We start from the raw sequence: 22,833 nt of genomic DNA, 5'->3' as shown, positions 1-22,833 counted from the left end.
AGCCCACTTCGCGCCCCCACCGCGGATGCCGTATGCCGCTGGGCACGCTCCCTGCCCACCGCTCGGTGGGCGGGAGGGCTGGGAGGTCAGGCCGGTCCGGAACGAGCCCAGCGGCATACGGCATCTCAAATAGGCTTGACCCCGTGTCTGACCGTCCCACTGCGACCACGCCCGACCCGACGCACCTGCCGCTGCTGCGCGGGGCGGTCGCCCAGCTGGCTCCTGTGCTGCCGCTGCTCCAGGAGCTCGGGCAGCGCTTCGCCGACCGTGGGCACCAGCTCGCCCTCGTGGGCGGCCCGGTGCGCGACGCCTTCCTCGGCCGGACCTCCCCGGACCTCGACTTCACCACCGACGCTGGACCTGACGCCATCCTCGCGGCGGTCAGGGGCTGGGCCGACGCGCACTGGGACATCGGCCGTGAGTTCGGCACGATCGGCCTGCGCAAGGGGAGCCACCACGTCGAGATCACGACCTACCGGGCCGACACCTACGACCGGACGAGCCGCAAGCCGGAGGTGATGTTCGGCGACACCCTCGAGGGGGACCTCGTCCGACGTGACTTCACCGTCAACGCGATGGCGATCCGGCTGCCGAGCCTCGAGTTCGTCGACGTCCACGACGGTCTCGCCGACCTGGCTGCGCGGCGACTGATGACGCCGGCACCGCCGGAGGAGTCCTTCGCCGACGACCCGCTGCGGATGATGCGGGCGGCCCGCTTCACGTCCCAGCTCGGCTTCGAGGTGGCGCCCGAGGTGCGCACGGCGATGACCGAGCGGGCCGCCACGCTGTCGATCATCTCCGCCGAGCGGATCCGGGACGAGTTCACCAAGCTCCTGCTGTCGCCGACGCCTCGGCCGGGCCTGACGCTCCTCGTCGACACCGGTCTCGCCGACGAGTTCCTCCCCGAGCTGCCGGCGCTGCGGCTCGAGGTCGACGAGCACCACCGCCACAAGGACGTCTACGAGCACTCCCTCACGGTCCTGGAGCAGGCGATCGACCTCGAGGGGCCCGCAGACGCTCCCGATGACCGGGTGCCGGGCCCCGACCTCGTCCTCCGGCTCGCGGCGCTGCTCCACGACATCGGCAAGCCGGCGACCCGCCGGTTCGAGCCGGGTGGCGGTGTCTCCTTCCACCACCACGAGCTCGTCGGGGCGCGGATGACGGCCAAGCGGCTCAAGGCCATGCGCTATGACAAGGACACCGTCAAGGCGGTCGCGCGACTGGTCGAGCTGCACCTGCGCTTCCACGGCTACGGCGACGGGCAGTGGACCGACTCCGCGGTGCGTCGCTACGTCACCGACGCCGGGCCGTTGCTCCAGCGGCTCCACCGGCTCACTCGCTCGGACAGCACGACGCGCAACGTCCGCAAGGCCGATCGGCTCTCCCGCGCCTACGACGACCTCGAGCGCCGCATCGAGCGGCTCGCGGAGCAGGAGGAGCTGGCGGCCGTCCGCCCCGAGCTCAACGGCAACGAGATCGCCGAGGCGCTGGGGATCCCGCCGGGGCCCGTCCTCGGCGAGGCCTACAAGTTCCTCCTCGGGGTCCGCCTCGACGAGGGGCCCATCGGCAAGGACGCGGCGCGCGACAAGCTCATCGCCTGGTGGGCCGCGCGGCGCTGATCAGAGTCCACGCCTCCTTTGTCTGACCCGGGACTGACATGGGAGACCGGTCTTTGATTGACTTGCCGCGCCGCGGCGCAACTCCGTTCCCGGGGATTCGACCAGCGGATACCGTCCGAAGTGACGAAAGGACATCATGACGATCGACCAGTCCGCGATCTCGGTCGGCGTCGCGTCCGACGTCGGGCGGGTCCGCCGCCACAACGAGGACTGTGGGCGGGCCGCAGGCACCGTCTTCGTGGTCGCCGATGGCATGGGCGGGCACGCCGCGGGCGAGGTGGCGAGCACCATCGCCGTCGACGCGCTCGTCGAGCTTTCCGACCGTCCGCAGCTGGCCGTCGAGGACGTCGTCAACCAGTTGGGCGAGGCCAACCGCCGGATCCTGGAGTCTGCTGCGCAGCACCCGGAGCGGGCCGGCATGGGCACGACCGTGGCCGGCCTCGCCCTCACGACGGGCGCGGAGTCCCAGGAGTGGGTCGTCTTCAACATCGGAGACTCGCGGGTCTACCAGCTCGTCGACGACCAGCTGACCCAGGTCACCGTCGACCACTCGGAGGTCTGGGAGCTCGTCGAGCGTGGGCTCCTCACCGAGGAGCAGGCCCAGCGGCACCCGAGCCGCAACATCATCACCCGGTCGCTGGGTCGCGAGCCGATGGGAGTCGTCGACACCTGGGTCCTGCCACCCCGCCCCGGTGAAACCTTCGTCATCTGCTCGGACGGCTTGTCCAACGAGCTGACCAAGGACGAGATCGAAGCCGTGCTCATCGGGTCGGCCGACGCAACGGAAGCCGCTGGGGAACTGGTGCGTCGCGCCGTGGCAGCCGGAGGGCGGGACAACGTGACGGCGGTCGTGGTCCAGCTCTCCGCTCAGGACCGCGCTGCGCAAGAGGCCGCTGGCAGCTGACCGCGATACCGCTGCCGAATCGTGACCGGCACGGGCCGGTCTCGGGGAGCGCGCCGGGAATCGTCGTGGCATCGTCCTGCCGTGACCCTGCCCCCGCCCCTGTCGCCCCCCTCTGGCGACGGTCCACTGCTCCCACCGCCCCCGCCCGGCTCGAGCTCGCCCGTGTCGCCCTATGCAGCCCCGCCGGGGCCGGCCCCGGACGGCGCCAACGGTCTCGCCATCGCGGCCCTGGTGTGCGGTCTCGCCTTCTTCGTCCCGGGTGCCGGCCTCGTCGCGCTCGTCCTCGGCATCATCGCGCTGCGCCAGCTGCGCGCCCGGGCCCAGCGAGGGCGTGGCATGGCGATCACCGGGATCGTCGTCGGCTCCCTCACGACGATCAGCTGGGGCCTCATCCTTGCGGCGCTGCTCGCCTTCGTGGGCAGCGAACGAGTGGAGGACGGGGTGGCGGCCCCGTCGGCGGCGCACCCCACCACCGGACGGGTCACCATCGACGAGCTGCGTCCCGGCGACTGCTTCTCCGGGATCAGCCCGGCATCCCTGGACTGGGCGTCACTGAGCAGCTGCGACGACGAGCACGAGATGCAGCTCATCACGATCGTCGACTTCGGGGACGAGCCCTTCCCCGGGAGCGAAGAAGCGGTGGGCGCCCTCGCCGAGCGCAGGTGCATCGTGGCGTCGGAGCCGCTGCTGGACGAGTCCAAGCTTGACCGCGTCGAGTTCTTCTTCATCTACCCGGACTCGCGGTTCGCCTGGGAGGTGGACGCGACGGCCCTGTGCATCGCCTCCTCCCTCGACGGTGGAGTGCGCGGGTCGGTCCTCAAGTAGGCCGGCCCCCGGCCCGAGCCTCGCACGCCGCACCGAGCCCAGCGGCATACACCTTCTTCCGTATGCCGCTGGGCTGGCTCCCAGCGCGGCCTTCCTGTTGGGGTGTATCTGACCGGTTCCTACCGACTCTCTAGACCGTGAGACCTACGATGAACACGCTGAGAGAGAGGCGTGACATGCACGAACCCAGCGGTCTCACCGAGCTCGTGACCGCCGCGGCCCAAGGAGACCCCGAGGCGTGGAACGCGATCGTCGAGCGGTTCTCGAGCCTGCTCTGGTCGGTCGGACGGGCGCACCGGCTCTCCATGGACGACGCCGCTGACGTCGTGCAGAACACCTGGCTTCGCCTGCTCGACAACCTGCACCGGATCGAGCAGCCCGAAGCACTCCCCGGGTGGCTGGCCACGACGGCTCGGCACGAATGCCTCTCGCTGTTGCGACGGCGCGGACGTGACGTCCTCGTCCGCGACGACGATCTCGGGCCGATGCTCGTCGACGTCGAGTCGGCGGCACTGGACGCCTCGCTCCTCGAGAAGGAGCGCGACGTTCAGCTCTGGTCCTGCTTCAGCAGGCTGTCAGAGCGGTGCCAACGGCTGTTGCGCGTCCTCATGGTGTGCGACCGACCCAACTATGCAGAGGTGTCCGCCTCTCTGGGCATGCCCGTGGGCTCCATCGGCCCCACGCGCATGCGTTGCCTCTCCACGCTGCGGTCACTGGTCTCCGACACCGGCTACGCATTTGAGAGCGGAGGGGGTCGACCCTCATGACCACCCACGACCTGCACCCTGACGACATCGAGCTCCTGGAGCAACTCGGCTCCATCGTCGCCGTGCTCGATCCCGTGCCCCCCGACGTCGTCGAGCTGGGCCGGGCGGCCTTCGCCCTGCACCACGCCGACACCGCCTTGATGAAGCTGGCCAGCGAGGCCATGTCCGCGGCGCTCCGCGTCACGGACAGCGCCCGGGGCACGTCGCGCCTGCTCGTCTTTGAGCACGGGTCCGTGTCGATCGAGCTGGACGTCACCTGGCGGGGCGACTTCGGCCGGATCCTCGGCGTCGTGACCGACGAGTCGGGCACGCTGGCGGAGGGCGCCCACGTGATCCTCGAGACCCGGTCGCTGACGCGCACCGTCGACCTCGAGGACGAGCGCTTCAGCTTCGAGCGGGTGCCGCTCGGCCTGGCGCGGATCGTGCTCGAGCGGGCCGGCGAACGCGTCATGGCGACCACGTGGTTCGACGTGGGCTGAGTCGGGTCAGGCACCCCACGCCGTGAACGATGCGGCGGTCGCGGCGTGCAGGACGTCGCCCGCGGCGGCCTTCCGCGCTGCGAGCCAGCCCTCGGTGAGGGTCCCACCCCGGCCGGCGACACCATGCACGTGACCCATGACGCTGAGCGTGGCCTGGTCGTTGACCGGCACGACGCTGGCCAGGACGTCGGCCGTGCCCATGCCCAGGAGGGCTGACACGAGACCCAGTGCCTCGTGCGGGCCGATCGGAGCGGCCCCGCCCGAGTCGCAGGCGGAGAGGATGATCGACCGGGGCGGCTGCTGCAGCTCCTCGAGGTCGTGCACCGTGAGCGGGCCGTCCGCCAGCTGGAGTGACGAGAAGAGCGGCGCCTCGGCTCGGAAGGTGCCGTGCGCGGCGATGTGGGCCAGCCCGGCCCCGTCCAGGATCTCGAGGGCGGCCGCAACCGTCGCCTTGTCCGCTGGCAGGACGAGTGCACCGTGATGGATGGGGCTGAGGTTCGTGACTTCGGACTCGCGCGTGCTCAGGTCGGGACCGGTGATGAGGGAGACGTGCCCGGCGTCCCGGCCCCGGCCGGAGCGTCGGGCCTTGAGCCACTGGGTGACGGAGGGGCTGACCGACAGTGGGGAGCGCGCGAACAGTGGCAGCAGGCCCCACGGGGCGGTGAGGAGCCCGGCTGGTGGCACGACGATGACGGGCCGGTCGTCGTCGCCGACGAGCTGGCGGAGCGTCGATTCGTGGGGGCCCAGCAGCGCCGCCTCGAGACGGGCCCCCGCTGCATCCAGGTCGACGAGCCGGCCGGACGCCGCACGGCGCAGCGCGAACCGGGCGAAGTCGGCCTCCTTCTCGGCGCTGGCAGCGCTGCCGACCTCGAGGTGGCGGACCCGCCGCCGACACACCATGACGAGGTGCAGGCTGCCACCGTCGTTGACGAAGGTGAGCAGGACGCCGTCACCCAGCTCGGCCAGCACGGCGTCGAGATCGAGGCCCGCCGGGACGCCGAAGTCGCTGTCGTGGTCTGAGCGCATCCGGTGGTGGGCGTGCCGGATCGACGACTCGAGCCGCCTGCGTTCTGCCTGCCAGGTGGCAAGGAGAGCCGGATCCCCATCCGTCTGGGTGTCGAGTCGCCGGGTCACGTCGCGCAGGGCGGCCACGTCGCGGCGCAGGGCGGGGTCGTCAGGTCTCGTGATCGTGCCGTTGAGGGCGGCGGCCCGCCACCGCTCGGCCCACCACCAGAGGTCACGGGCGCGACCGGAGCGCACAGCGGAAGCGACTGCCAAGCGGGCGAACTCGATGCCGTGGCCACTCGCGAGCGCTCGCAGCTCGAGGTCGCCGAGGATGGCCCGATGTTCGTCGACCGCGTCGAGGCCGTGCCGGCAGGCGGCATACAGCGCGCGACGGTCACCGGACTGGTCGGCGAGCAGGGCCGCCGCGAGCCACCCCGCGGCGCGGGAGAGGGGTGGCCCCGACCGGCGCGCGGCCGCAGCGGCGGTCAGGCTGTCGCGCGCCACCTCGGGGAGCCCGGCGTAGCGGGCGATCCGCCCGCGCAGGAGCAGGGCCATGGGCAGGTCGAGGGACCCGGAGGCGCGCAACGACGCCACGAGGTCGTCCGCCTCCCGGAGGAGCCGCTTCTCCTGAGCGATGCGGGACCGGGCCGACAGCTCCGGCGCCTCGCGGGGCTCGAGCATCCAGGCCTGGAGCTCCGGATGGGTGGCCACATGCTGGGCGCGCAGACGCAGGAGCCTGGCCCGGTCGACCCACGCGTCCCGCAGTTGCTCGCTGAACAGCTCCGCTGCTGCGTTGGCCCGCTCTCCGGCCAGCGCCGCCTTGCCGGTGGCGAGGGCGGCCCGGGCCTGGGCCAGGACCAGCTCGGCCCGCTTGACCGGAGCCAGGTCGGGGCGGGCGAGCCCCTCGACGGCGACCGTCTCGGCCTCGTCGTAGAGCCCGGCCGTGAGGAGGGCCTCGACGCGGTCGAGGTCGAGCTCAGGACCGCTCCTGCCGAGGGCGGCATAGCGGTCGGCGGCCCGGTCGAACAGCTCCAGGGCTCGGGGCAGGTCCCCACGCAGCATCGCGGTGGCTGCGCGGTTGTGCAGGACCTCGGTCGCCTCGAACTCCTGACCGAGGGACTCGAAGAGCTGCTCCGCCAGCTGGGCGTCCTCGTCGGCGTCGTCGACCAGGCCCAGCGAGATGCTGACGACGACCCGGTTGTTCAGGGCGCGTGCCTCCCAGAGCCGGTCCTCGACGGCGCGGCTGCCCGTGATGGCCTGGGTGAGGTCAGCGTGCGCCTCGCGGTCCCGCCCGACCAGGGCCAGGACGTGCGCGCGGCGCAGCAGCAGCCGGGGCAGGTCGGCCGCGGGCGTCAGCTCCTTGGCCGCGTCGAACTGGCGCAGGCCATCCCTGGTGCGGCCGGCATAGGCGAGCACGACGCCAAGGGTCGCCATGACGTCTGCCTGCCGGAGCGCGCTGACCTCCCGGGCGAGGCGAAGCGCGGCGAACCCGTGCGTCACGGACTCGTCACTGCGCCCGGCGTCGCGGTGGACGATGGCGGCGGCCTGGTGCGCGAACGAGAGGGCGGACGCATCCTCCGAGGTGTCGATGATCCGCATAGCGCTTGCGAGGGCCGACTGCGGCCGGGATATTGCGAGGGGGAGCAATGAGGCCGGATCGTCGGCACCTTCGGGCGCGGGTCCACGAGGCTTCCCCGCCGCACGTGTATCAGGTCGCCCGCTTCGGGACTCCGGCATCACGGACAACATCCTTCGCTTGACTGGAGAGCTGCAATGACTGACAGGCACCCCCTGACCCTCCACATGATGGCAGCAGCGTCATGAGCAACCAGCCGAATCTTCCCTATTGGTGGGAACCCTCGGTCCCCAACGGCCGCCAGCGTGGTCGGCTCCGGGTCCAGTTCGACCGGATCGTCGAGGGTCTCCAGAGCGCACCGGAGAACGTCGACCGCAACGTGGTGATCCGCGAGGTCGCGACGGATGAGGATGTCGACTACCTCTATCGGGACGAGGTCATCCTCGTGCGTGACCGAGACGTCGAGCGCGTGCTCGGCATCCTGCGCGACACGATCGGCGACGGAGCCCGGGTCGAGGAGCCCGTCGACCGCGAGCCGCAACGTGGAGTCACGACGATCGCCCTCCCGGCCGGCGCGGACCTGGATGCGGTCATCTCCGACCTGCGCGATCGCGAGATCGACGCGAGCAAGGACCTCGTCCTGCACATCTGCCCGTCGGCGTCGGCGTGCCCCGCCACCGAGCCGGTCCTGGTCTCGCAAGACCGTGGCCCGGTGCCGGCTGTGGCCGACTGGTCGCCGAGGCCGACCGACCGCAAGGTCAAGGTGGCCGTCATCGACACCGACTTCCACCAGTCGGTGGTGGAGCAGCACGACTGGCTGAGCAACGTCTCGGGCCAGCCGGGCGGACCACAGGCCGACGGCCACTACCGCGGGCACGGCACCTTCGTCGGCGGGGTGGTGGCGACCATGGCTCCCGATGCGGAGGTTCGCGTCTGGCCCGCCTTGCTCACCTCCGGCGGTCAGATCTCGAGCGACCTGGGTCCGATCCTCGACCAGGTCCTGCAGACCGGACCGGACATCATCAGCCTCTCGGCGGGCACCACTCTCGCCCCGGGTGAGGACCCGGCCCGTGAGCTGCTCGGTCTCGAGGTGTTCCGCGAGTACCTCGCCAAGACCGACACGCTGCTCGTCTGCGCGGCAGGCAATGACGCACAGGACGTGGGCTTCTACCCGGCTGGTCTGCCCCATCCGGAGATCGTGGCCGTCGGCGCCCTCGACGACGACGACGCCACCGCAGCCGGCTACAGCAACTACGGCAGCTGGGTCGACGTGTGGGCGCGCGGTACGGACGTCGTCAACGGCTATCCCAACGGCCGCTACGACTACGAGGACATCGACCCGGACACCCCCGGCGACCAGCCCGGCCATGTGGTGTTCACCAACTGGCTGGCCAGCTGGAGCGGCACCTCGTTCGCGACCCCGCTCGTCGCCGGCCTGGTCGCCGCGCGCATGGCCTGGAGCCACGAGAAGCCGCGCGAGGCGTGGGCGGCGCTCCACCAGATCGCGGTCGCCCATGCCGTGAACGGCCGCCCAGTCCTCAAGCGGGGGGACGCAGACCGGCCCTGACCGTTCCGCAGCTCGCCAGCGGTCCGACCCGGCCACGCGCAAGGGCCCGCCTCCCATCGGGAAGCGGGCCCAGCGGCATACACCCTGGCGGGTGAGGGCTCAGCGCTCCTCGGTGCCCGCGATGAACGCCTCGAGCTTCGCGCGGCCCTCGGTGTCCTCGCGCTGCACGGGCGGGGACTTCATCAGGTAGGACGACGCGGAGATGAGCGCGCCACCGATGCCCCGGTCCTTGGCGATCTTCGCAGCGCGGATCGCGTCGATGATGATGCCGGCCGAGTTGGGGGAGTCCCACACCTCGAGCTTGTACTCGAGGTTCAGCGGCACGTCACCGAAGGCGCGCCCCTCGAGCCGGACGTAGGCCCACTTGCGGTCGTCGAGCCACGCGACGTAGTCCGACGGGCCGATGTGGACGTTGCGGTCCTCCTTCTTGTCGGCGAGGGCGCCGGTGAGGTTGGAGGTCACGGCCTGCGTCTTGGAGACCTTCTTGGACTCGAGGCGCTCGCGCTCGAGCATGTTCTTGAAGTCCATGTTGCCGCCGACGTTGAGCTGGTACGTCCGGTCGAGCGTGACGCCGCGGTCCTCGAAGAGCTTGGCCATGACGCGGTGCGTGATCGTCGCGCCGACCTGGCTCTTGATGTCGTCGCCGATGATCGGCACGCCGGCGGCCTCGAACTTCGCGGCCCACTCCGGGTCGCTCGCGATGAAGACCGGGAGGGCGTTGACGAAGGCGACACCCGCGTCGATGGCGCACTGCGCGTAGAACTTGTCGGCCTCCTCGGAGCCCACCGGGAGGTAGGAGACGAGGACGTCGACCTTGCGCTCCTTGAGGACCTGGACGACGTCGACCGGCTCCGCCGCCGACTCGTCGATCGTCAGGCGGTAGTACTTGCCCAGGCCGTCGAGCGTGTGGCCGCGCTGGACCTCGACGCCCGAGGTCGGGACGTCGCAGATCTTGATGGTGTTGTTCTCGGAGGAGTTGATCGCCTCCGAGAGGTCCTTGCCGACCTTCTTGTCGTCGACGTCGAACGCCGCGACGAAGTCGACGTCCTTGACGTGGTAGTCGCCGAACTGGACGTGCATGAGGCCCGGCACGGTGCCGGCCGGGTCAGCGTCCTTGTAGTACTCGACACCCTGGACGAGCGAGCTCGCGCAGTTGCCGACGCCGACGATGGCGACGCGTACGGATCCCATGGATCACTCCTTGTTCTGTGGTGGGGTCGTTCTGGTGGGTGGAAGAACATCGAGGTCGTATGCCGCTGGGCCGGGATCCAGCGCAGCGCGGCGTTCGGCGCGGATGAGCTCCTCGAGCCAACGGACCTCTCGCTCCGCGCGTTCCTCGCCGTGCTGCTGGAGGGCGAGGGTGTAGGCGTCCATCCGCTCGCGGTTGCGGGCGCTGACCTCGCGCACCCGGGCGAGGCGCTCCTCGAGGCGCGACCGGCGGCCCTCGAGGATGCGGAGGCGCACCTCGCGCTCGGTGCGGGAGAAGAAGGCGAGCCGGACGTCGAAGTCGTCGTCGTCCCAGGCGTCGGGCCCGCTGGCCGCGACGAGGTCCTGGAAGTGCTCCTTGCCCTCCGCGGTCAGCTGGTAGGTGATCCTCGGCCGCTTGCCCGAGGCGGTCGGCTCGGGAGTCTCGGAGATGTGACCCGACTCGACCAGGCTCCGCAGGGCCGGGTAGAGGGAGCCGTAGGAGAGGGCCCGGAAGATGCCGAGGGCGGTGGTGAGCCGCTTGCGCAGCTCATAGCCGTGCAGCGCCCCGTCGTGCAGGACGCCGAGGATCGCGAACTCGAGCAGGGCCGCGCGTCGGCTCTGCGGTCGCTCACTCTTGGCCACGCTCGCACTCTAACACTGGGGATATATCGCCGCGATACATCCCCGCGACACAGCCGGGTCAGGAGTGAGCGACCGGCAGGGTCAGGGCACCGGCGTGTAGATCGCGATGAACGCCGTGCCGGACTCGGGGGCCGGTCCCTCGAGGGCCAGTCCCACGCGTCCCGCTCCCCTCGCGGGCTGCGCCACGGTCGACCACCCACCGCCGACGAGGGACGAGGCCTCGACGTCCAGACCCGTGAGGGAGAAGGTCGGCGCAGTGGCGTCGCCGGGCTCGGTCGTCGACCCGTAGCTGACGAGGAAGGGCATGCCGGTCGGGGTCACGGAGCTCGGCAGCGTCGTCGTCGGCAGCGAGCCGTCGACCATCGACGTCAGCTGGTAGGCGTAACCCTGGTGCTCGATGACCTCGGGCAGTGAGAGGACGACCGCGCGGGTCTCGTCATGGACCTCAGTGCGCGGGCCCAGCTCATAGACACCGACCGCGATGCGGGCCTGGGGGTTCGTGACCGGGTTGCCGTCCCGGTCGACGAGCTCGACATCGAGGGTCGTCTCGATGCCGACGCCCAGCGTGCGGTCACCCTCACCGGGCTCGCCCGGCGTGACTCCGGTCGAGGCCAGCACCCCGTCAGCGGGCAGGTCCCGCTGGCACGTGCTGCTGAAGTGCCCCTCCTGGCCCGGGACCGAGTGCCGGACCCACGTGTTCCGCCAGGCCGCGTCGTCCGTGTCGGACGGGAGCCAGCACTCCACGGCATAGGTGACCTGCTGGGTCGTGGGCCTCCACCTGACGGACAGCGACCGCTGGCCGAGGTCGCCGATGGCGCCGGCAGCAAGGCGGTCGCCGGCGAGAGTCTCGGCCCGGAAGCGGAGCCCGTCCTTGACGACGTCGTCCGGGGACATGGCCACGGGGCGGGACGGCAGGGCGTCAGCGCGGAGCGTCACCTGGTTGGTCCCTGCCGGTGCCGGGGTGGTCGGGCGCGCCATGCCGTTCCACGCGGCCACGCCGACGACGGCTGCGACGGCGCATGCGGCCACGGCGCCCGCGGCTGCGCGGCGTCGCTTGGTCGCCCGCACCTTCCCGTCGATGCCAGCGGTGAGGGAGGACACGTCGGCGGTGAGGTCCTGGGCGCGCAGGTCGAGCTCGGTGCGCAGGTCGGTGAGGTTCATCGGGAGCCCTCCTTCGAGGTCGCGGGGGTGGGGGTGGCGGCAGCGGAGTCGAGCAGGCGCGGGTCGAGGCGCAGCTTGGCCAGCGCCTTGCTCGCCTGGCTCTTCACCGTGCCGACCGTGCAGCCGAGCAGCTCGGCAGTGTCGGCCTCGGACAGGTCCTCGTAGAAGCGGAGGACGACGACGGCCCGTTGCCGTTTCGGGAGGCGCCCGAGCGCCCGCCAGAGGTCTGTCCGGTCGTCGACCTGACCGGCCCGGTCGCCGGCGCGGTCGCCGGCCCCGTGCCGCTCGGGCAGCGTCTCGGTCGGCTCCTCGCCGTTCCACCTGCGCCGCCACCACGTCGCATACGTGTTGACCATGATCCGGCGGACATACGCCTCGGGCGCTCCGTCGATCCGACCCCAGGCAAACCAGGCCTTGGCCAGCGCGGTCTGGAGCAGGTCCTCGGCGAGCGAGCGGTCGTGGGTCAGGAGATAGGCGGTCCGCAGCAGTCGGGTGGACCGTGCTGCGACGAACGCATCGAAGTCGTCTCGTCCCACGGTTTCCCCTGCCTCCCCGCGTTGCATCAGGATCGTCACATCGTGGTGGACCACCCAGCCACCCGCCAAGGTTGCCTCATCGTGGGAGCCAGCTCAGCGGCATACGGGAGAGGCTGGTGCCGTATGCCGCTGGGCTCGGTTCGCTGCTGTGTGCCCGCTGTGGGTGGCGGGGTCCGTTTCGGCGTGTGACGGGGTGTCGGGTCATACTGATATGCGGCTCGAGAGGTGTCTCGAGCCTGCGCATGAAATGGAAGTGGTGGAGTGACACAGAGCAGGCGCGAGATCCGTGCTGCGCAGCTGGCCGCCGAGAAGCGCAGTCGGCGAGGCGCGCAGCCGCAGCGACCCGACCCGAGCTCCGGCGAGCCCACCGCCGACGGCGCACTCGAGTTCCGCGCCGGCGGCGGTGGTCGCGGTGGACGTGGCGGGCGCGGTGGTGCCGGCGGGGCCGGAGGTGACGGCAAGGGCCGCACCGGGTGGAAGCGCTGGGTGATCCCGACCCTCAAGTGGGGGACCCTCGCGGGAGCCGTGCTCTTCGTCCTCGGCATCCTCGGCGTCTGGTTCGCCTACGCCAAGACGGACGTCCCGAAGCCCAACGAGTTCGCGAGCCGGCAGGTCTCGATCATCTACTACTCCGACGGCAAGACCGAGATCGACCGGATCGTCCAGGACGAGGGCAACCGCCAGATGGTCGACCTGACGAAGGTGCCGGACTTCGTCCAGAAGGCGCACATCGCGGCCGAGGACCGGACGTTCTACGTCAACAACGGCATCTCCGTCGGCGGCATCCTCCGCGCCGTCAAGACGAGCCTCACCGGTGAGGCGCAGGTCGGTGGCTCGACGATCACGCAGCAGTACGTCAAGAACTACTTCCTCAGCCAGGACCGCACCATCGAACGCAAGGCGCGGGAGATCCTGATCGCCATCAAGATCGACGGCTCGATGGAGAAGGACCAGATCCTCCAGGACTACCTCAACACCATCTACTACGGCCGCGGCGCCTACGGCATCCAGACGGCCGCCCGCGCCTACTTCGGCAAGTCCGTCGACAAGCTCACCGTCGGTGAGGGCGCTGTCCTCGCCTCCGTGATCAACGCTCCGTCGCTCTACGACCCGGCCGAGGGCGAGAAGGCCGAGGAGCGCCTCAAGCAGCGCTATGCGTACGTCCTCGACGGGATGGTCGAGGAGGGCTGGCTCACCGCGGCCGAGCGCGCCGAGCACGTCGAGCTGCCCAAGATCAAGGAGTACAAGGGGGCCCGGCTCTCCAAGGGCACGTCCGGCTACATCACCGCCGAGGTCAAGAAGGAGCTCGTCCGCATCGGACTGACCGACCAGGACATCGCCAAGGGCGGCCTGCGCATCGTCACGACGATCGACCGCAAGGCCCAGTCCAACGCCGTCAAGGCGATGGCGAAGAACCTCCCCAAGGGCGTCCAGGGCGGCCTCGTCGCGCTCAAGCCGGGTGACGGGGCGGTGATCGCGATGTACGGCGGGTCCGACTACTCGAAGCGCCAGCTGAGCAACGCGACCCAGGCGATCATGCAGGGCGGCTCGAACTTCAAGCCGTTCACCGTGCTCGCCGCCGTCCGCGAGGGGATCTCGACGAAGACGAAGTTCGACGGCGACTCTCCCAAGGAGTTCGACGGCTACCCGCACCCGGTCAACAACTACGACGACCGCGACTACGGCAAGGTCGACATGCGCCGGATGATCGGACGGTCGATCAACACCGCCTTCGTCGAGCTCAACGAGAAGATCGGGCCCGAGAAGACCCGCCAGGCGGCCATCGCGGCCGGCATCCCGGAGAAGACGCTCGGCCTCAAGAACGACCTCGGCAACGTCCTCGGCACCGCGTCCCCTCGGGTGATCGACATGGCCTCCGCCTACTCGACCATCGCCGCGCAGGGGGTGCGGTCCACGCCGTACGTCATCGCCAAGGTGACGACGGCCGACGGCTCCTACACCTACACGGCCAAGCCGTCGACGCGCCGGGCCTTCGCCAAGGACGTGACGGCAGACGTCACCGACGCGATGACCTACACGACCAAGGAGGGTGGCACGGCGACGAAGATCGGTCGCGAGTTCGCCCGGCCGGTCGCCGCCAAGACGGGAACGTCGGAGGAGAACCTCTCCAAGTGGTTCAGCGGCTTCGTGCCGCAGATGGCGGTGTCGGTCGGGACCTACAAGCCGACCGAGGACGGGCAGTCCTCGGTGTCGCTCTCCCCGGAGGAGTCCGTCGCGCCGGACGGCTCGACCATCCCGGCGAACATCTGGCTCGACTTCATGCAGCCGACCTTCGAGGGCGTCGAGGTACTGCCCTTCCCGGAGCGCGCCGGCATCGGCGACGACGACCTCCCGACCGAGACCTCGACGACGACCCAGCCCACGACGAGCACGACGACCACGACGACCACCACTGCGCCGACGACGACCGCGCCGACGAAGACCCCGCCAGGCAAGCCGGTGGATCCGACGAGCACGACGACGACGGCGGACCCATCGATCTCGGTGACGATCGTGCCGGAGGAGACCACCACGAGCACCAAGCCGGGCAACGGGAACTGATGGCCGGCGTCCGGGGGGCCGGCCTGAGTGACCCCGTGGCCACTGCCGCCACCGAGGTCATCGGAGGCCCACGCGGCCGGTACGCCGGTCGTGAGCTGCCGTGGCTGCTCACGGCCGCCGTCCTCTCCGCGCTCGCGGCGATCCCGGCCGGGTTCGGGGTCGCCCTGCGCATCCCGTGCCTGCGCACCCACTGGTCGGGCGACGGGCAGTTCTGGAACGCGTGCTACTCCGACCTGCCGAATGCCTACCGGGACGGCAACCTCGGTGCTGGACTGGCCAGCTTCCTCCAAGGGGCGGACGGCGCCCCGACGACCGGCCAGCCCCCACTGACCGGCCTGGCCCTGATGGCGATGGCGAGCATCGTCCCGGCCGCCGACCGGGAGGGCACGCGGATCGCCTGGTACTTCGCACTCTGGGCCGTCGTCCTCACGCTGCTGCTCCTGGCCATCGTGTGGATGGTCGCGTCGACCGCCCGCGCTCCCTGGGCCGCGGTGCACGTGGCGCTGGCCCCGGTCGTGGCGCTGGTCGGTTTCGTCTCCGCCGACCTGCTCGGCGTGGCGCTGGCGAGTGCGGGGATGTGGGCCTGGTCGCGCCGCCGGCCGGGGGCCGCGGGCGTCCTGCTCGGCCTCGCGATCGCCGCGCGGTCCTACCCGGTGCTCATCCTCATCGCCATCGGCCTGCTGGCCCTGCGTTCGGGTCAGCGGCGGTCGTTCGCCCGGACGGCCTCGCATGCGGTGGCCACGGTGCTCGCGGTCTTCGGGGCCCTCTGGCTCCTGCACCCCGAGGCGGCCGTGGCGTCCTACCGCGCCTGGCTGTCGGCGGGTGCCGGCTACGGCTCGCCGTGGCTGCTGCCCCAGCTCGCCGGCAACCCGCTGCCGTCGTGGGCGCTGACGGCGCTCGCCGCCGGTGGGTGGGTCGTCGCGGTGCTCGCCGGCGCGGTGCTGGCGCTGTCGAGTGCCCGCCGGCCCACGGTGGCGGAGGTGTCGCTCGTGATGGTCGGGATCGTCCTGGTCACCGGCAGGTCGTTCACGGTGCAGAGCTCCCTGTGGCTCGTTCCCCTCGTCGCGTGGTGCCTCGTGCAGTGGCGCGACCACCTGATCTGGGCCGGTGCCGAGGCGATGCACTTCGTCGCGGTGTGGCTGACCATCGCGGCGACCAAGGTCCCCGATCGCGGGATGCCGAACGCCTGGTACGCCTTCTTCTCGATGCTGCGCGTCATCGCCGTGCTCTGGCTGGTCGCGATGGTCTGGCTCCGCGCGCGGGAGCGCTGGGGGTCCGCAGAGGCCGAGCCGGACGCGCTCGCGGGTTCGATGGCGGGTGCCGAGGACCGGTTGATCGTCAAGTTCTCGTAGGGCCGGCTCCACCGATTTCGGCGTATGCCGCTGAGCCGGGTAGTCTTGGCGGGTTCGCCGTGTGCCCTTCCGCCCTGGGTGAGAGCCCGGGGTGGCCTGTGGAGAGAGCCGATGTGATGTCGGCCCGATCTGCGAGGGTGGGTCGCGGCGGGACGTTATTGCAACCCTCCTGTCACGGGAGAGACCCGTGACCGCCAAGACCGAAGGAGGTTGGGTAGAAGCATGCGTCAGTACGAACTCATGGTCATCCTCGACCCGGAGACCGAGGAGCGCACCGTCTCCACCACGATGGACAAGTTCCTCAACGTCGTGAAGAAGGACGGTGGCACCGTCGACAACGTCGACATCTGGGGCCGTCGCCGGCTCGCCTACGACATCAAGAAGAAGTCCGAGGGCATCTACGCCGTCGTCAACTTCACCGCAGAGCCCGCCACGGCTCAGGAGCTCGACCGTCAGCTGAACCTCAGCGAGTCGATCATGCGGACCAAGCTGCTCCGTCCCGGCGCCTGATCCTCTCGATCACCCCCGATCACCCAACGAAGGACTGAACGGAGCCATCCATGGCAGGCGACACCGTCATCACGATCATCGGCAACCTGACCGCCGACCCCGAGCTGCGTTTCACGCCGTCGGGTGCAGCGGTCGCGAACTTCACCGTGGCCTCCACGCCGCGGATGTTCGACCGCCAGAGCAATGAGTGGAAGGACGGCGAGACGCTGTTCATGCGCTGCTCCGTCTGGCGCGACGCGGCGGAGAACGTCGCCGAGTCGCTCCAGCGCGGCACGCGGGTCATCGTCTCGGGCCGACTGAAGTCTCGTTCCTACGAGACGAAGGAAGGCGAGAAGCGCACCGTGATCGAGATGGACGTCGACGAGATCGGCCCCTCGCTGCGCAGCGCCACCGCGAAGGTCAACAAGACCCAGCGCGGCGGTGGCGGTGGCGGTGGCTGGAGCGGCGGCGGCCAGCAGGGTGGCGGCTGGAACGGCGGCGGCCAGCAGGGCGGCGACGACCCGTGGGCCACCGGCCCCGGTGGCGGCGGCCAGCAGGGCGCTCCCCAGCAGGGTGGTCAGCAGGGTGGCTGGGGCCAAGCGCCCCAGGCTCCGCAGGGTGGTCAGCAGGGTGGTCAGCAGGGCGGCCAGGGTGGTGGCTGGGGCCAGGGCGCCCCGAGCTACGACGAGCCGCCGTTCTGATCGACCGGCAGGGCACGCAGCCCGCATGAGCCGCTGAGCCAGCTCAGCGGCATACGAAATATTTGTGAAACCCCATCCCGGGGCCGAAACCCCGGGCTTTCCAGAAGGAGAGCACCACGATGGCCAAGCCCGTTGTGCGCAAGCCCAAGAAGAAGGCCAACCCGCTGAAGGCGGCGAAGGTCGAGAACATCGACTACAAGGACACCGCGCTGCTGCGCAAGTTCATCTCCGACCGCGGCAAGATCCGCGCTCGTCGGGTGACCGGGGTGTCCGTCCAGGAGCAGCGTCTCATCGCCACGGCCGTGAAGAACGCCCGTGAGATGGCCCTGCTGCCCTACTCGAGCTCGGCTCGCTGAGCCCGCTCGCTCGAGAAACTAGGAGAAGCACCCCATGAAGCTCATTCTCACGCACGAGGTCAGCGGCCTCGGTGCTGCTGGTGACATCGTCGAGGTCCGCGACGGCTACGGCCGCAACTACCTGCTCCCCCGGGGTCTCGCGACGCCGTGGACCAAGGGCGGGCAGAAGCAGGTCGACGCCCTGACCAAGGGCCGCGAGGTCCGCGCCATCCAGGACATCGAGCAGGCCCGCTCCATCAAGGGCCAGATCGAGTCGCTGCCGGTCCAGGTCGCGGCGAAGGCCGGCCAGTCCGGCCGTCTGTTCGGCGCCGTCAGCAACGGTGACATCGCCGACGCGGTCAAGGCCGCCGGTGGCCCGCAGCTCGACAAGCGCAAGATCGAGGTCAAGCAGGCGATCAAGACGCTCGGCGCCTACGAGGCGACCGTCCGGCTGCACGCCGACGTGGCCGCGACGCTGAAGTTCGAGGTCGTCTCCGCCTGAGTCTCGGGCGGCTGACCTGCCAGGGCCCGGTTCCTCACTTCGAGGAGCCGGGCCTTCGCGCATCTCCCCGCCCACTCGAGTGGCCCCACCCTCCACAGGCAGGGTCAGGCGGAGTCGCGCAGGATCAGCTCCGTCGGCAACAGCTGCACGTGCTGGGGCTGCTCGCCGGCCAGCAGCCGGAGCAGCGTGTCCGCCATCGCGATGCCCATCTGCCGGGTCGGCTGCGCCACTGTGGTGAGCTGGATCGGTCCGCGAGTGGCATAGCGGCTGTTGTCGTACCCGACCACGGCCACATCCGCCGGGACCGACCGCCCGCGCCCGGCGAGGATGCCCAGCGCCCCGCTCGCCATGAGGTCGCTGGCCACGAAGATCGCGTCGAGGTCACGGTGCCGGTCGAGCAGCTCCTCGGCTGCGGCGGCCCCGCCCTCCTCCGTGAAGTCGCCATGAGCGACCCGCTCGTCGGAGAGGCCGGCCTCGAGGAGCGCGTCCCGCCACCCCTGCTCGCGATCGAGCGCGGCCGGCATGTCCCGGGGCCCCGTGATGGTGCCGATGGCGCGCCGCCCGGAGGCGATGAGGTGCCGCGTCCCCTGGACCGCCCCGAGCCGGTTGTCCACGTCGACGTAGTAGTCGGTCGGCCGTCCGGGTGTCCCTGCTGCTCCCATGGGCCGGCCGCCGAAGACGACGGGCAGGGACTGGCCGATGGAGGCGAGGAAGTGGTCGCCGGAGTGGTGCGACACGACGAGCGCGCCGTCGACGTTCCCGCCGAGCAGATAGCGCCGCGTCTTCTCGGACGGGGAGCTCGGATGAGTGAGCTGCAGGTTGAGGACGTAGTCGCTGTCGTCCAGCCGGTCGCTGATGCCTTGGACGATGTCGGCGAAGTAGGGGTCACCGAAGAAGCGGTGAGCATCCTCCGGCACGACCAGCGCGATGGACATGGTCGCGCGGGCGACCAGGGACCGGGCGGCCCGGTTCGGCACGTAGTTGAGCTCGGCGATCGCTGCCTCCACGACCGCCTGGACCTCAGGACTCACCTTGGGCGACGCGTTGATGACACGCGAGACCGTGGCACGGGATACGCCGGCCAGCCGGGCGACCTCCTCGAGGGTCGGTCGGCCGGGTGAGTCCACGGTTGCCGGGGTCATGCGTCAGGGGTTCCCCTCGTCGCCTGCAGTCTGTTCGGGCCCATCGTCCTCGTCGGAACCGTCGGCCGCCACCGCCACGACCTGCCGGGTCCGCATGATCCGGGCGTAGTCGACGGCGCTGGCCTTCGGGATCCGTTCTTGGGTCTCGTAGTCCACGCGGACGATACCGAAGCGCTTGGCGTAGCCCCACGCCCATTCGAAGTTGTCGAGGAAGGACCAGTAGAAGTAGCCCTGGACCGGCACGCCGGCGTCGACGGCGTCGACCACCGCCGAGAGGTGCGAGCGCACGTAGTCCACCCGGGCTTGGTCGTCGACGAAACCGCTCTCGTCGGCGAGGTCGTCGAAGGCGGCACCGTTCTCGGTGACATGCAAGGTGGTGCCCGCGGGGCCGGTGTACTCCTCGTGCAGCCGGATGAGCAGGCGCGTCAGGCCTTCCGGTTGCACCTCCCAGTCCATCGACGTCACCGGGAGGCCGCGGGGGTGTCCGTGCACCCCGTCAGCAGCGGGGAAGGGCGAGCGGGTCGGACGCCCGGTGGCCGGAGCGGCGTTCAGGGTGGTCAGTGGTGGCAGGTGGCTGAAGGCGCCGCCGTTGTAGTAGTTGACGCCGAGGACGTCGATCGGCGCCGCGATCGTGGCCAGGTCCCCGTCCAGGATGTGGTCCTCGAGGCCCAGCCCCTGGACGTCGGCAACGACGTCGGCAGGGTACTCCCCGCGGAAGATCGGATCGAGGAAGATGCGGTTCATCTGTCCGTCGACCCGCCGCGCGGCGTCGACATCGCGTGGGTCCCCGGGGTCGACCGGGTCCGCGACGGTGAAGTTCAGGGTGAGGCCGAGGCGCAGGGACGTGTCGCGCTCGCGCAGGGCTGTGACGACCCGGCCGTGCGCCAGCATGAGGTGATGGGCGGCGGCGAGACCGTCGACGGGCGACTGTCGGCCGGGCGCGTGCTCCCCGCTGGTGTAGCCGACGAACGCGGAGCACCACGGCTCGTTGAGGGTGGTCCACGTGGAGACCCGGTCGCCGAGCCGGTCGTGGACGGCCAACGCGTAGTCCACGAACCGGTCGGCGGTGGACCGCGTCGGCCAGCCCCCACGGTCCTCCAGCGCCTGGGGCAGGTCCCAGTGGTAGAGCGTCAGCCACGGAGTGATATCAGCCTCCACCAGCGAGTCGACGAGCCGCTCGTAGAAGTCGAGGCCCTTGGTGTTGACCGTCCGGCCGTCGGGGCACACCCTCGCCCACGACGTCGAGAACCGGTAGGACTGCACCCCAAGGCTCTTCATGAGCGCCACGTCCTCCGCGAAGCGGTGATAGTGGTCGCACGCCACGTCCCCGGTGTCCCCGCGCACGACCGCTCCGGGCGTGTGGGAGAAGGTGTCCCAGATGGAGTCTGCGCGGCCGTCCTCGTGACGCGCGCCCTCGATCTGGTAGGCGGCCGTGGCCACGCCCAGCACGAAACCCTCGGGCAGGAGCCGACCCGGTCCAGCCGAAGCAGTCTGTGGCGCGAGGGGATCAGCGCGATGGTCCGACGAGGTGAGGTTGAGGGTCATCCCTTGACTGCTCCTTGCATGATGCCGGAGACGAGCTGCCGTCCAGCGAAGATGAAGACGATGAGGAGGGGGATCGCGGCGAGGACCACGCCGGCGAGCACGAGCGAGTAGTCGACGTAGTAGGCCGCCTGCAGCTGTTGGAGTGCCACGGGCAGCGTGGGGTTGCCGGGCTCGAGGACGATGAAGGGCCATAAGAAGTTGGTCCACGTGGCGATGAAGGTGAAGAGGCCGAGCATGGCTGCGCCGGGCCGGGCTGCGGGCAGTGCCACGCTCCAGAAGATCCGCAGACTCGAGGCCCCGTCGACGCGAGCCGCCTCGATGAGCTCGTCGGGCAGCGCCTCGCGCAGGTACTGGGTCATCCAGAAGACGCCGAAGGCGTTGACCAGCGCGGGCAGGATGACGGCCCACAGGCCGCCGATCCAGCCGAGCTTGGCCATGACGATGAAGAGCGGCACGACGCCGAGCTGCGTCGGTACGCACATCGTGGCGATGACGAAGAGCAGGAGTCCCTCGCGCCCGCGGAAGCGCAGCTTGGCGAAGGCGAACCCGGCAAGCGTCGAGAGGAGCACGACCAGGCCGGCCACGACGGTCGAGACGATGATGCTGTTGCCGAGCGCCTTCCAGAACGGCAGCGTCGAGACGACGGTGCTGGCGTTCTCGAGGAAGTTGCCACCGGGCAGGAGCGAGACCTCGCCGCTGTTGATGGCGGCCGCGTCCTTGCTGCCGATGACGAAGGACCACCAGAGCGGGAAGGCGCTCGCGAGCAGGACGATCGTGAGGAAGACGTATGCCGCTGGGCTGGCTTGCGCTCGCCGGGCCGCTCGGGCGGTCGCTCCCTGGGTGTGGGCGTCCCGCCGGCCGGACTGGTCGAGGCGTCGCGTGACGACGGTCATCGCTTCTCCTCCTTCGAGGCGATCCGCCGGATGACGACGAAGTTGACGATGGCGATGAGCACGATGATGAGGAAGAGGAGCCAGGCGACGGCCGAGGCCCGCCCGAAGTTCTTCTGGTTCCAGCCAAGGTTGTAGAGGTAGATGGTCAGCGTCTGCCACTGCCGGTCGGCGCCGCCCTGGCCGTACTGGTCGAACATCCGGGGTTCGTCGAAGATCTGCAGGCCGCCGATGGTCGACGTGATGGTGACGAAGATGATCGTGGCCCGCAGCTGCGGCACGGTGATGGAGACGAACGTCCGGATCCGGCCGGCGCCGTCGATGAGGGCGGCTTCGTAGTAGTCGCGCGGGATGGTCTGCATCGCGGCGAGGAAGATCAGCGCGTTGTAGCCGGTCCACCGGAAGTTGACCATGGTGGCGATGGCGAGATGGCTCGAGAACGTGTCCTTGTGCCACTGGATCGGCTCGACCCCGACCCAGCCGAGGAGCTGGTTGAAGAGGCCGTAGCGGTCGCCGAAGAGGTCGTTGAAGATGAGGACGACGGCGACGGGGGCGATGACGTAGGGGAGCAGCACGCCCATCCGCCAGAAGCCCTTGGCGCGGATGCCGCTGTCGAGGGCGACGGCGATGAGCAGGGCGAGGATGATCTGCGGCACGCTGGAGAGCAGGAAGATGCTGAACGTGTTGCGGACGGCGTTCCAGAAGAACCGCTGCTCGAGGACGTCCTGGTAGTTCTTCAGCCCGACGAAGTCGCCCTGGCCGCCGATGAGGTGCCACTCGTGGAGTGAGACCCACGCCGTGTAGAGGAGTGGAAAGAGCCCGACCACGGCGAAGATGAGGAAGAACGGCGAGATGTACGCGTACGGCGAGGCCTTGGTGTCGAACCGGCTGAGCCGTTGCCGCCAAGGGCTGCGTGGCTCCCGCCCACCCCGGGAAGGTGGTGGATGGGCCTGCCGGAGCCGGAGCCGGGGGCGGCCCCGGCCCGCCGGGACGTCGGTGGCCGCGTCCCGGCGGGTCGAGCGGGCGGTGTCGAGCATCAGCCGAGG

The 22,833-nt window shown here is 70.3% G+C and carries 21 protein-coding genes; 12 read left to right on the top strand and 9 right to left on the bottom strand.

The window, feature by feature from the left end; translation table 11 throughout:
- The first annotated feature begins 32 nt into the window (after nucleotides 1–32).
- The 5 genes from OO014_RS02520 to OO014_RS02500 all read left to right on the top strand — a co-directional run bounded on the left by OO014_RS02520 (nucleotide 33) and on the right by OO014_RS02500 (nucleotide 4,594).
- Nucleotides 33–1,619 (top strand): CCA tRNA nucleotidyltransferase, encoded by a 1,587-nt coding sequence (locus tag OO014_RS02520; protein WP_272460692.1) that lies wholly within the window; start codon nucleotides 33–35, stop codon nucleotides 1,617–1,619.
- A gap of 136 nt (nucleotides 1,620–1,755) precedes the next feature.
- Entirely contained in the window at nucleotides 1,756–2,523 is a 768-nt protein-coding gene (locus OO014_RS02515) for a PP2C family protein-serine/threonine phosphatase (RefSeq protein ID WP_272460691.1), read from the top strand.
- Nucleotides 2,524–2,604: 81 nt separating this feature from the next.
- A complete protein-coding gene (locus tag OO014_RS02510; RefSeq protein WP_272460690.1) occupies nucleotides 2,605–3,348 on the top strand; it encodes a DUF4190 domain-containing protein in 744 nt (247 codons plus the stop codon).
- A 176-nt stretch (nucleotides 3,349–3,524) separates the two neighbouring features.
- On the top strand, nucleotides 3,525–4,115 hold the full coding sequence (locus OO014_RS02505) for an RNA polymerase sigma factor (protein WP_272460689.1): 591 nt from the start codon (nucleotides 3,525–3,527) through the stop codon (nucleotides 4,113–4,115).
- On the top strand, nucleotides 4,112–4,594 hold the full coding sequence (locus OO014_RS02500; RefSeq protein ID WP_272460688.1) for a carboxypeptidase regulatory-like domain-containing protein: 483 nt from the start codon (nucleotides 4,112–4,114) through the stop codon (nucleotides 4,592–4,594). The genes OO014_RS02505 and OO014_RS02500 overlap by 4 nt, the downstream gene beginning before the upstream one ends.
- Nucleotides 4,595–4,600: 6 nt before the next feature.
- Here the strand turns inward: OO014_RS02500 and OO014_RS02495 are convergent, their stop codons facing one another.
- On the bottom strand, nucleotides 4,601–7,198 hold the full coding sequence (locus OO014_RS02495) for a CHAT domain-containing protein (protein WP_272460687.1): 2,598 nt from the start codon (nucleotides 7,196–7,198) through the stop codon (nucleotides 4,601–4,603).
- A 221-nt stretch (nucleotides 7,199–7,419) separates the two neighbouring features.
- Between OO014_RS02495 and OO014_RS02490 the strand changes: the two genes are divergently transcribed.
- Nucleotides 7,420–8,742, top strand: coding sequence for a S8 family peptidase (locus OO014_RS02490; protein WP_272460686.1), 1,323 nt, complete (start codon nucleotides 7,420–7,422; stop codon nucleotides 8,740–8,742).
- A 99-nt stretch (nucleotides 8,743–8,841) separates the two neighbouring features.
- Here OO014_RS02490 and OO014_RS02485 read toward each other — a convergent pair whose 3' ends face one another.
- From OO014_RS02485 to OO014_RS02470, 4 genes are all read right to left on the bottom strand, one after another.
- Entirely contained in the window at nucleotides 8,842–9,933 is a 1,092-nt protein-coding gene (locus OO014_RS02485) for an inositol-3-phosphate synthase (RefSeq protein ID WP_272460685.1), read from the bottom strand.
- Between the two features lie 3 nt (nucleotides 9,934–9,936).
- Nucleotides 9,937–10,572 carry a PadR family transcriptional regulator gene (locus OO014_RS02480; RefSeq protein WP_272460684.1) on the bottom strand — a complete coding sequence of 212 codons (636 nt, stop codon included), beginning with the start codon at nucleotides 10,570–10,572 and terminating at the stop codon, nucleotides 9,937–9,939.
- An 81-nt stretch (nucleotides 10,573–10,653) separates the two neighbouring features.
- Nucleotides 10,654–11,733 (bottom strand): hypothetical protein, encoded by a 1,080-nt coding sequence (locus tag OO014_RS02475; RefSeq protein WP_272460683.1) that lies wholly within the window; start codon nucleotides 11,731–11,733, stop codon nucleotides 10,654–10,656.
- Nucleotides 11,730–12,269, bottom strand: a complete 540-nt coding sequence (locus tag OO014_RS02470) for a SigE family RNA polymerase sigma factor (protein WP_272460682.1) — start codon at nucleotides 12,267–12,269, stop codon at nucleotides 11,730–11,732. Before OO014_RS02470 ends, OO014_RS02475 begins: the two co-directional genes overlap by 4 nt.
- Before the next feature lie 261 nt (nucleotides 12,270–12,530).
- Here OO014_RS02470 and OO014_RS02465 point away from each other — a divergent pair, with 261 nt between their 5' ends.
- From OO014_RS02465 to rplI, 6 genes are all read left to right on the top strand, one after another.
- A complete protein-coding gene (locus tag OO014_RS02465; protein ID WP_272460681.1) occupies nucleotides 12,531–14,831 on the top strand; it encodes a transglycosylase domain-containing protein in 2,301 nt (766 codons plus the stop codon).
- A gap of 35 nt (nucleotides 14,832–14,866) precedes the next feature.
- The gene (locus OO014_RS02460; RefSeq protein ID WP_272460680.1) at nucleotides 14,867–16,183 is read left to right on the top strand and encodes a glycosyltransferase 87 family protein; all 1,317 of its coding nucleotides are present in this window, start codon (nucleotides 14,867–14,869) and stop codon (nucleotides 16,181–16,183) included.
- Between the two features lie 222 nt (nucleotides 16,184–16,405).
- A complete protein-coding gene (rpsF, locus tag OO014_RS02455; RefSeq protein ID WP_272460679.1) occupies nucleotides 16,406–16,693 on the top strand; it encodes a 30S ribosomal protein S6 in 288 nt (95 codons plus the stop codon).
- A gap of 50 nt (nucleotides 16,694–16,743) precedes the next feature.
- Nucleotides 16,744–17,373 carry a single-stranded DNA-binding protein gene (locus OO014_RS02450; RefSeq protein WP_272460678.1) on the top strand — a complete coding sequence of 210 codons (630 nt, stop codon included), beginning with the start codon at nucleotides 16,744–16,746 and terminating at the stop codon, nucleotides 17,371–17,373.
- Nucleotides 17,374–17,492: 119 nt separating this feature from the next.
- The gene (gene rpsR, locus OO014_RS02445; RefSeq protein ID WP_013494395.1) at nucleotides 17,493–17,729 is read left to right on the top strand and encodes a 30S ribosomal protein S18; all 237 of its coding nucleotides are present in this window, start codon (nucleotides 17,493–17,495) and stop codon (nucleotides 17,727–17,729) included.
- A 34-nt stretch (nucleotides 17,730–17,763) separates the two neighbouring features.
- Nucleotides 17,764–18,210, top strand: coding sequence for a 50S ribosomal protein L9 (gene rplI, locus OO014_RS02440; RefSeq protein WP_272460677.1), 447 nt, complete (start codon nucleotides 17,764–17,766; stop codon nucleotides 18,208–18,210).
- Between the two features lie 104 nt (nucleotides 18,211–18,314).
- Here the strand turns inward: rplI and OO014_RS02435 are convergent, their stop codons facing one another.
- Genes OO014_RS02435 through OO014_RS02420 form a run of 4 tightly spaced genes read right to left on the bottom strand, consistent with a single transcriptional unit; the run spans nucleotide 18,315 to nucleotide 22,824 of the window.
- Nucleotides 18,315–19,352, bottom strand: coding sequence for a LacI family DNA-binding transcriptional regulator (locus OO014_RS02435; protein ID WP_272460676.1), 1,038 nt, complete (start codon nucleotides 19,350–19,352; stop codon nucleotides 18,315–18,317).
- Nucleotides 19,353–19,355: 3 nt separating this feature from the next.
- Entirely contained in the window at nucleotides 19,356–20,897 is a 1,542-nt protein-coding gene (locus OO014_RS02430; RefSeq protein ID WP_272460675.1) for a GH1 family beta-glucosidase, read from the bottom strand.
- Nucleotides 20,894–21,790, bottom strand: coding sequence for a carbohydrate ABC transporter permease (locus tag OO014_RS02425; protein WP_272460674.1), 897 nt, complete (start codon nucleotides 21,788–21,790; stop codon nucleotides 20,894–20,896). The genes OO014_RS02430 and OO014_RS02425 overlap by 4 nt, the downstream gene beginning before the upstream one ends.
- The gene (locus OO014_RS02420; RefSeq protein WP_272460753.1) at nucleotides 21,787–22,824 is read right to left on the bottom strand and encodes a carbohydrate ABC transporter permease; all 1,038 of its coding nucleotides are present in this window, start codon (nucleotides 22,822–22,824) and stop codon (nucleotides 21,787–21,789) included. The genes OO014_RS02425 and OO014_RS02420 overlap by 4 nt, the downstream gene beginning before the upstream one ends.
- Nucleotides 22,825–22,833 lie beyond the last annotated feature (9 nt).

Source organism: Intrasporangium calvum, from assembly GCF_028446585.1.
Lineage (GTDB): Bacteria > Actinomycetota > Actinomycetes > Actinomycetales > Dermatophilaceae > Intrasporangium > Intrasporangium calvum_A.
The sequence above is the reverse complement of the archived record's forward strand: the minus strand, read 5'-3'. Positions and strand labels throughout refer to the sequence as shown.

Bases quoted from the DNA above. Each gene is read 5' to 3' on its own strand.
- OO014_RS02520 (WP_272460692.1), top strand. From the start codon at position 33: ATGCCGCTGGGCACGCTCCCTGCCCACCGCTCGGTGGGCGGGAGGGCT.
- OO014_RS02515 (WP_272460691.1), top strand. From the start codon at position 1,756: ATGACGATCGACCAGTCCGCGATCTCGGTCGGCGTCGCGTCCGACGTC.
- OO014_RS02505 (WP_272460689.1), top strand. From the start codon at position 3,525: ATGCACGAACCCAGCGGTCTCACCGAGCTCGTGACCGCCGCGGCCCAA.
- OO014_RS02500 (WP_272460688.1), top strand. From the start codon at position 4,112: ATGACCACCCACGACCTGCACCCTGACGACATCGAGCTCCTGGAGCAA.
- OO014_RS02495 (WP_272460687.1), bottom strand. From the start codon at position 7,198: ATGCGGATCATCGACACCTCGGAGGATGCGTCCGCCCTCTCGTTCGCG.
- OO014_RS02490 (WP_272460686.1), top strand. From the start codon at position 7,420: ATGAGCAACCAGCCGAATCTTCCCTATTGGTGGGAACCCTCGGTCCCC.
- OO014_RS02485 (WP_272460685.1), bottom strand. From the start codon at position 9,933: ATGGGATCCGTACGCGTCGCCATCGTCGGCGTCGGCAACTGCGCGAGC.
- OO014_RS02475 (WP_272460683.1), bottom strand. From the start codon at position 11,733: ATGAACCTCACCGACCTGCGCACCGAGCTCGACCTGCGCGCCCAGGAC.
- rpsF (WP_272460679.1), top strand. From the start codon at position 16,406: ATGCGTCAGTACGAACTCATGGTCATCCTCGACCCGGAGACCGAGGAG.
- OO014_RS02450 (WP_272460678.1), top strand. From the start codon at position 16,744: ATGGCAGGCGACACCGTCATCACGATCATCGGCAACCTGACCGCCGAC.
- rpsR (WP_013494395.1), top strand. From the start codon at position 17,493: ATGGCCAAGCCCGTTGTGCGCAAGCCCAAGAAGAAGGCCAACCCGCTG.
- rplI (WP_272460677.1), top strand. From the start codon at position 17,764: ATGAAGCTCATTCTCACGCACGAGGTCAGCGGCCTCGGTGCTGCTGGT.
- OO014_RS02435 (WP_272460676.1), bottom strand. From the start codon at position 19,352: ATGACCCCGGCAACCGTGGACTCACCCGGCCGACCGACCCTCGAGGAG.
- OO014_RS02430 (WP_272460675.1), bottom strand. From the start codon at position 20,897: ATGACCCTCAACCTCACCTCGTCGGACCATCGCGCTGATCCCCTCGCG.
- OO014_RS02425 (WP_272460674.1), bottom strand. From the start codon at position 21,790: ATGACCGTCGTCACGCGACGCCTCGACCAGTCCGGCCGGCGGGACGCC.
- OO014_RS02420 (WP_272460753.1), bottom strand. From the start codon at position 22,824: ATGCTCGACACCGCCCGCTCGACCCGCCGGGACGCGGCCACCGACGTC.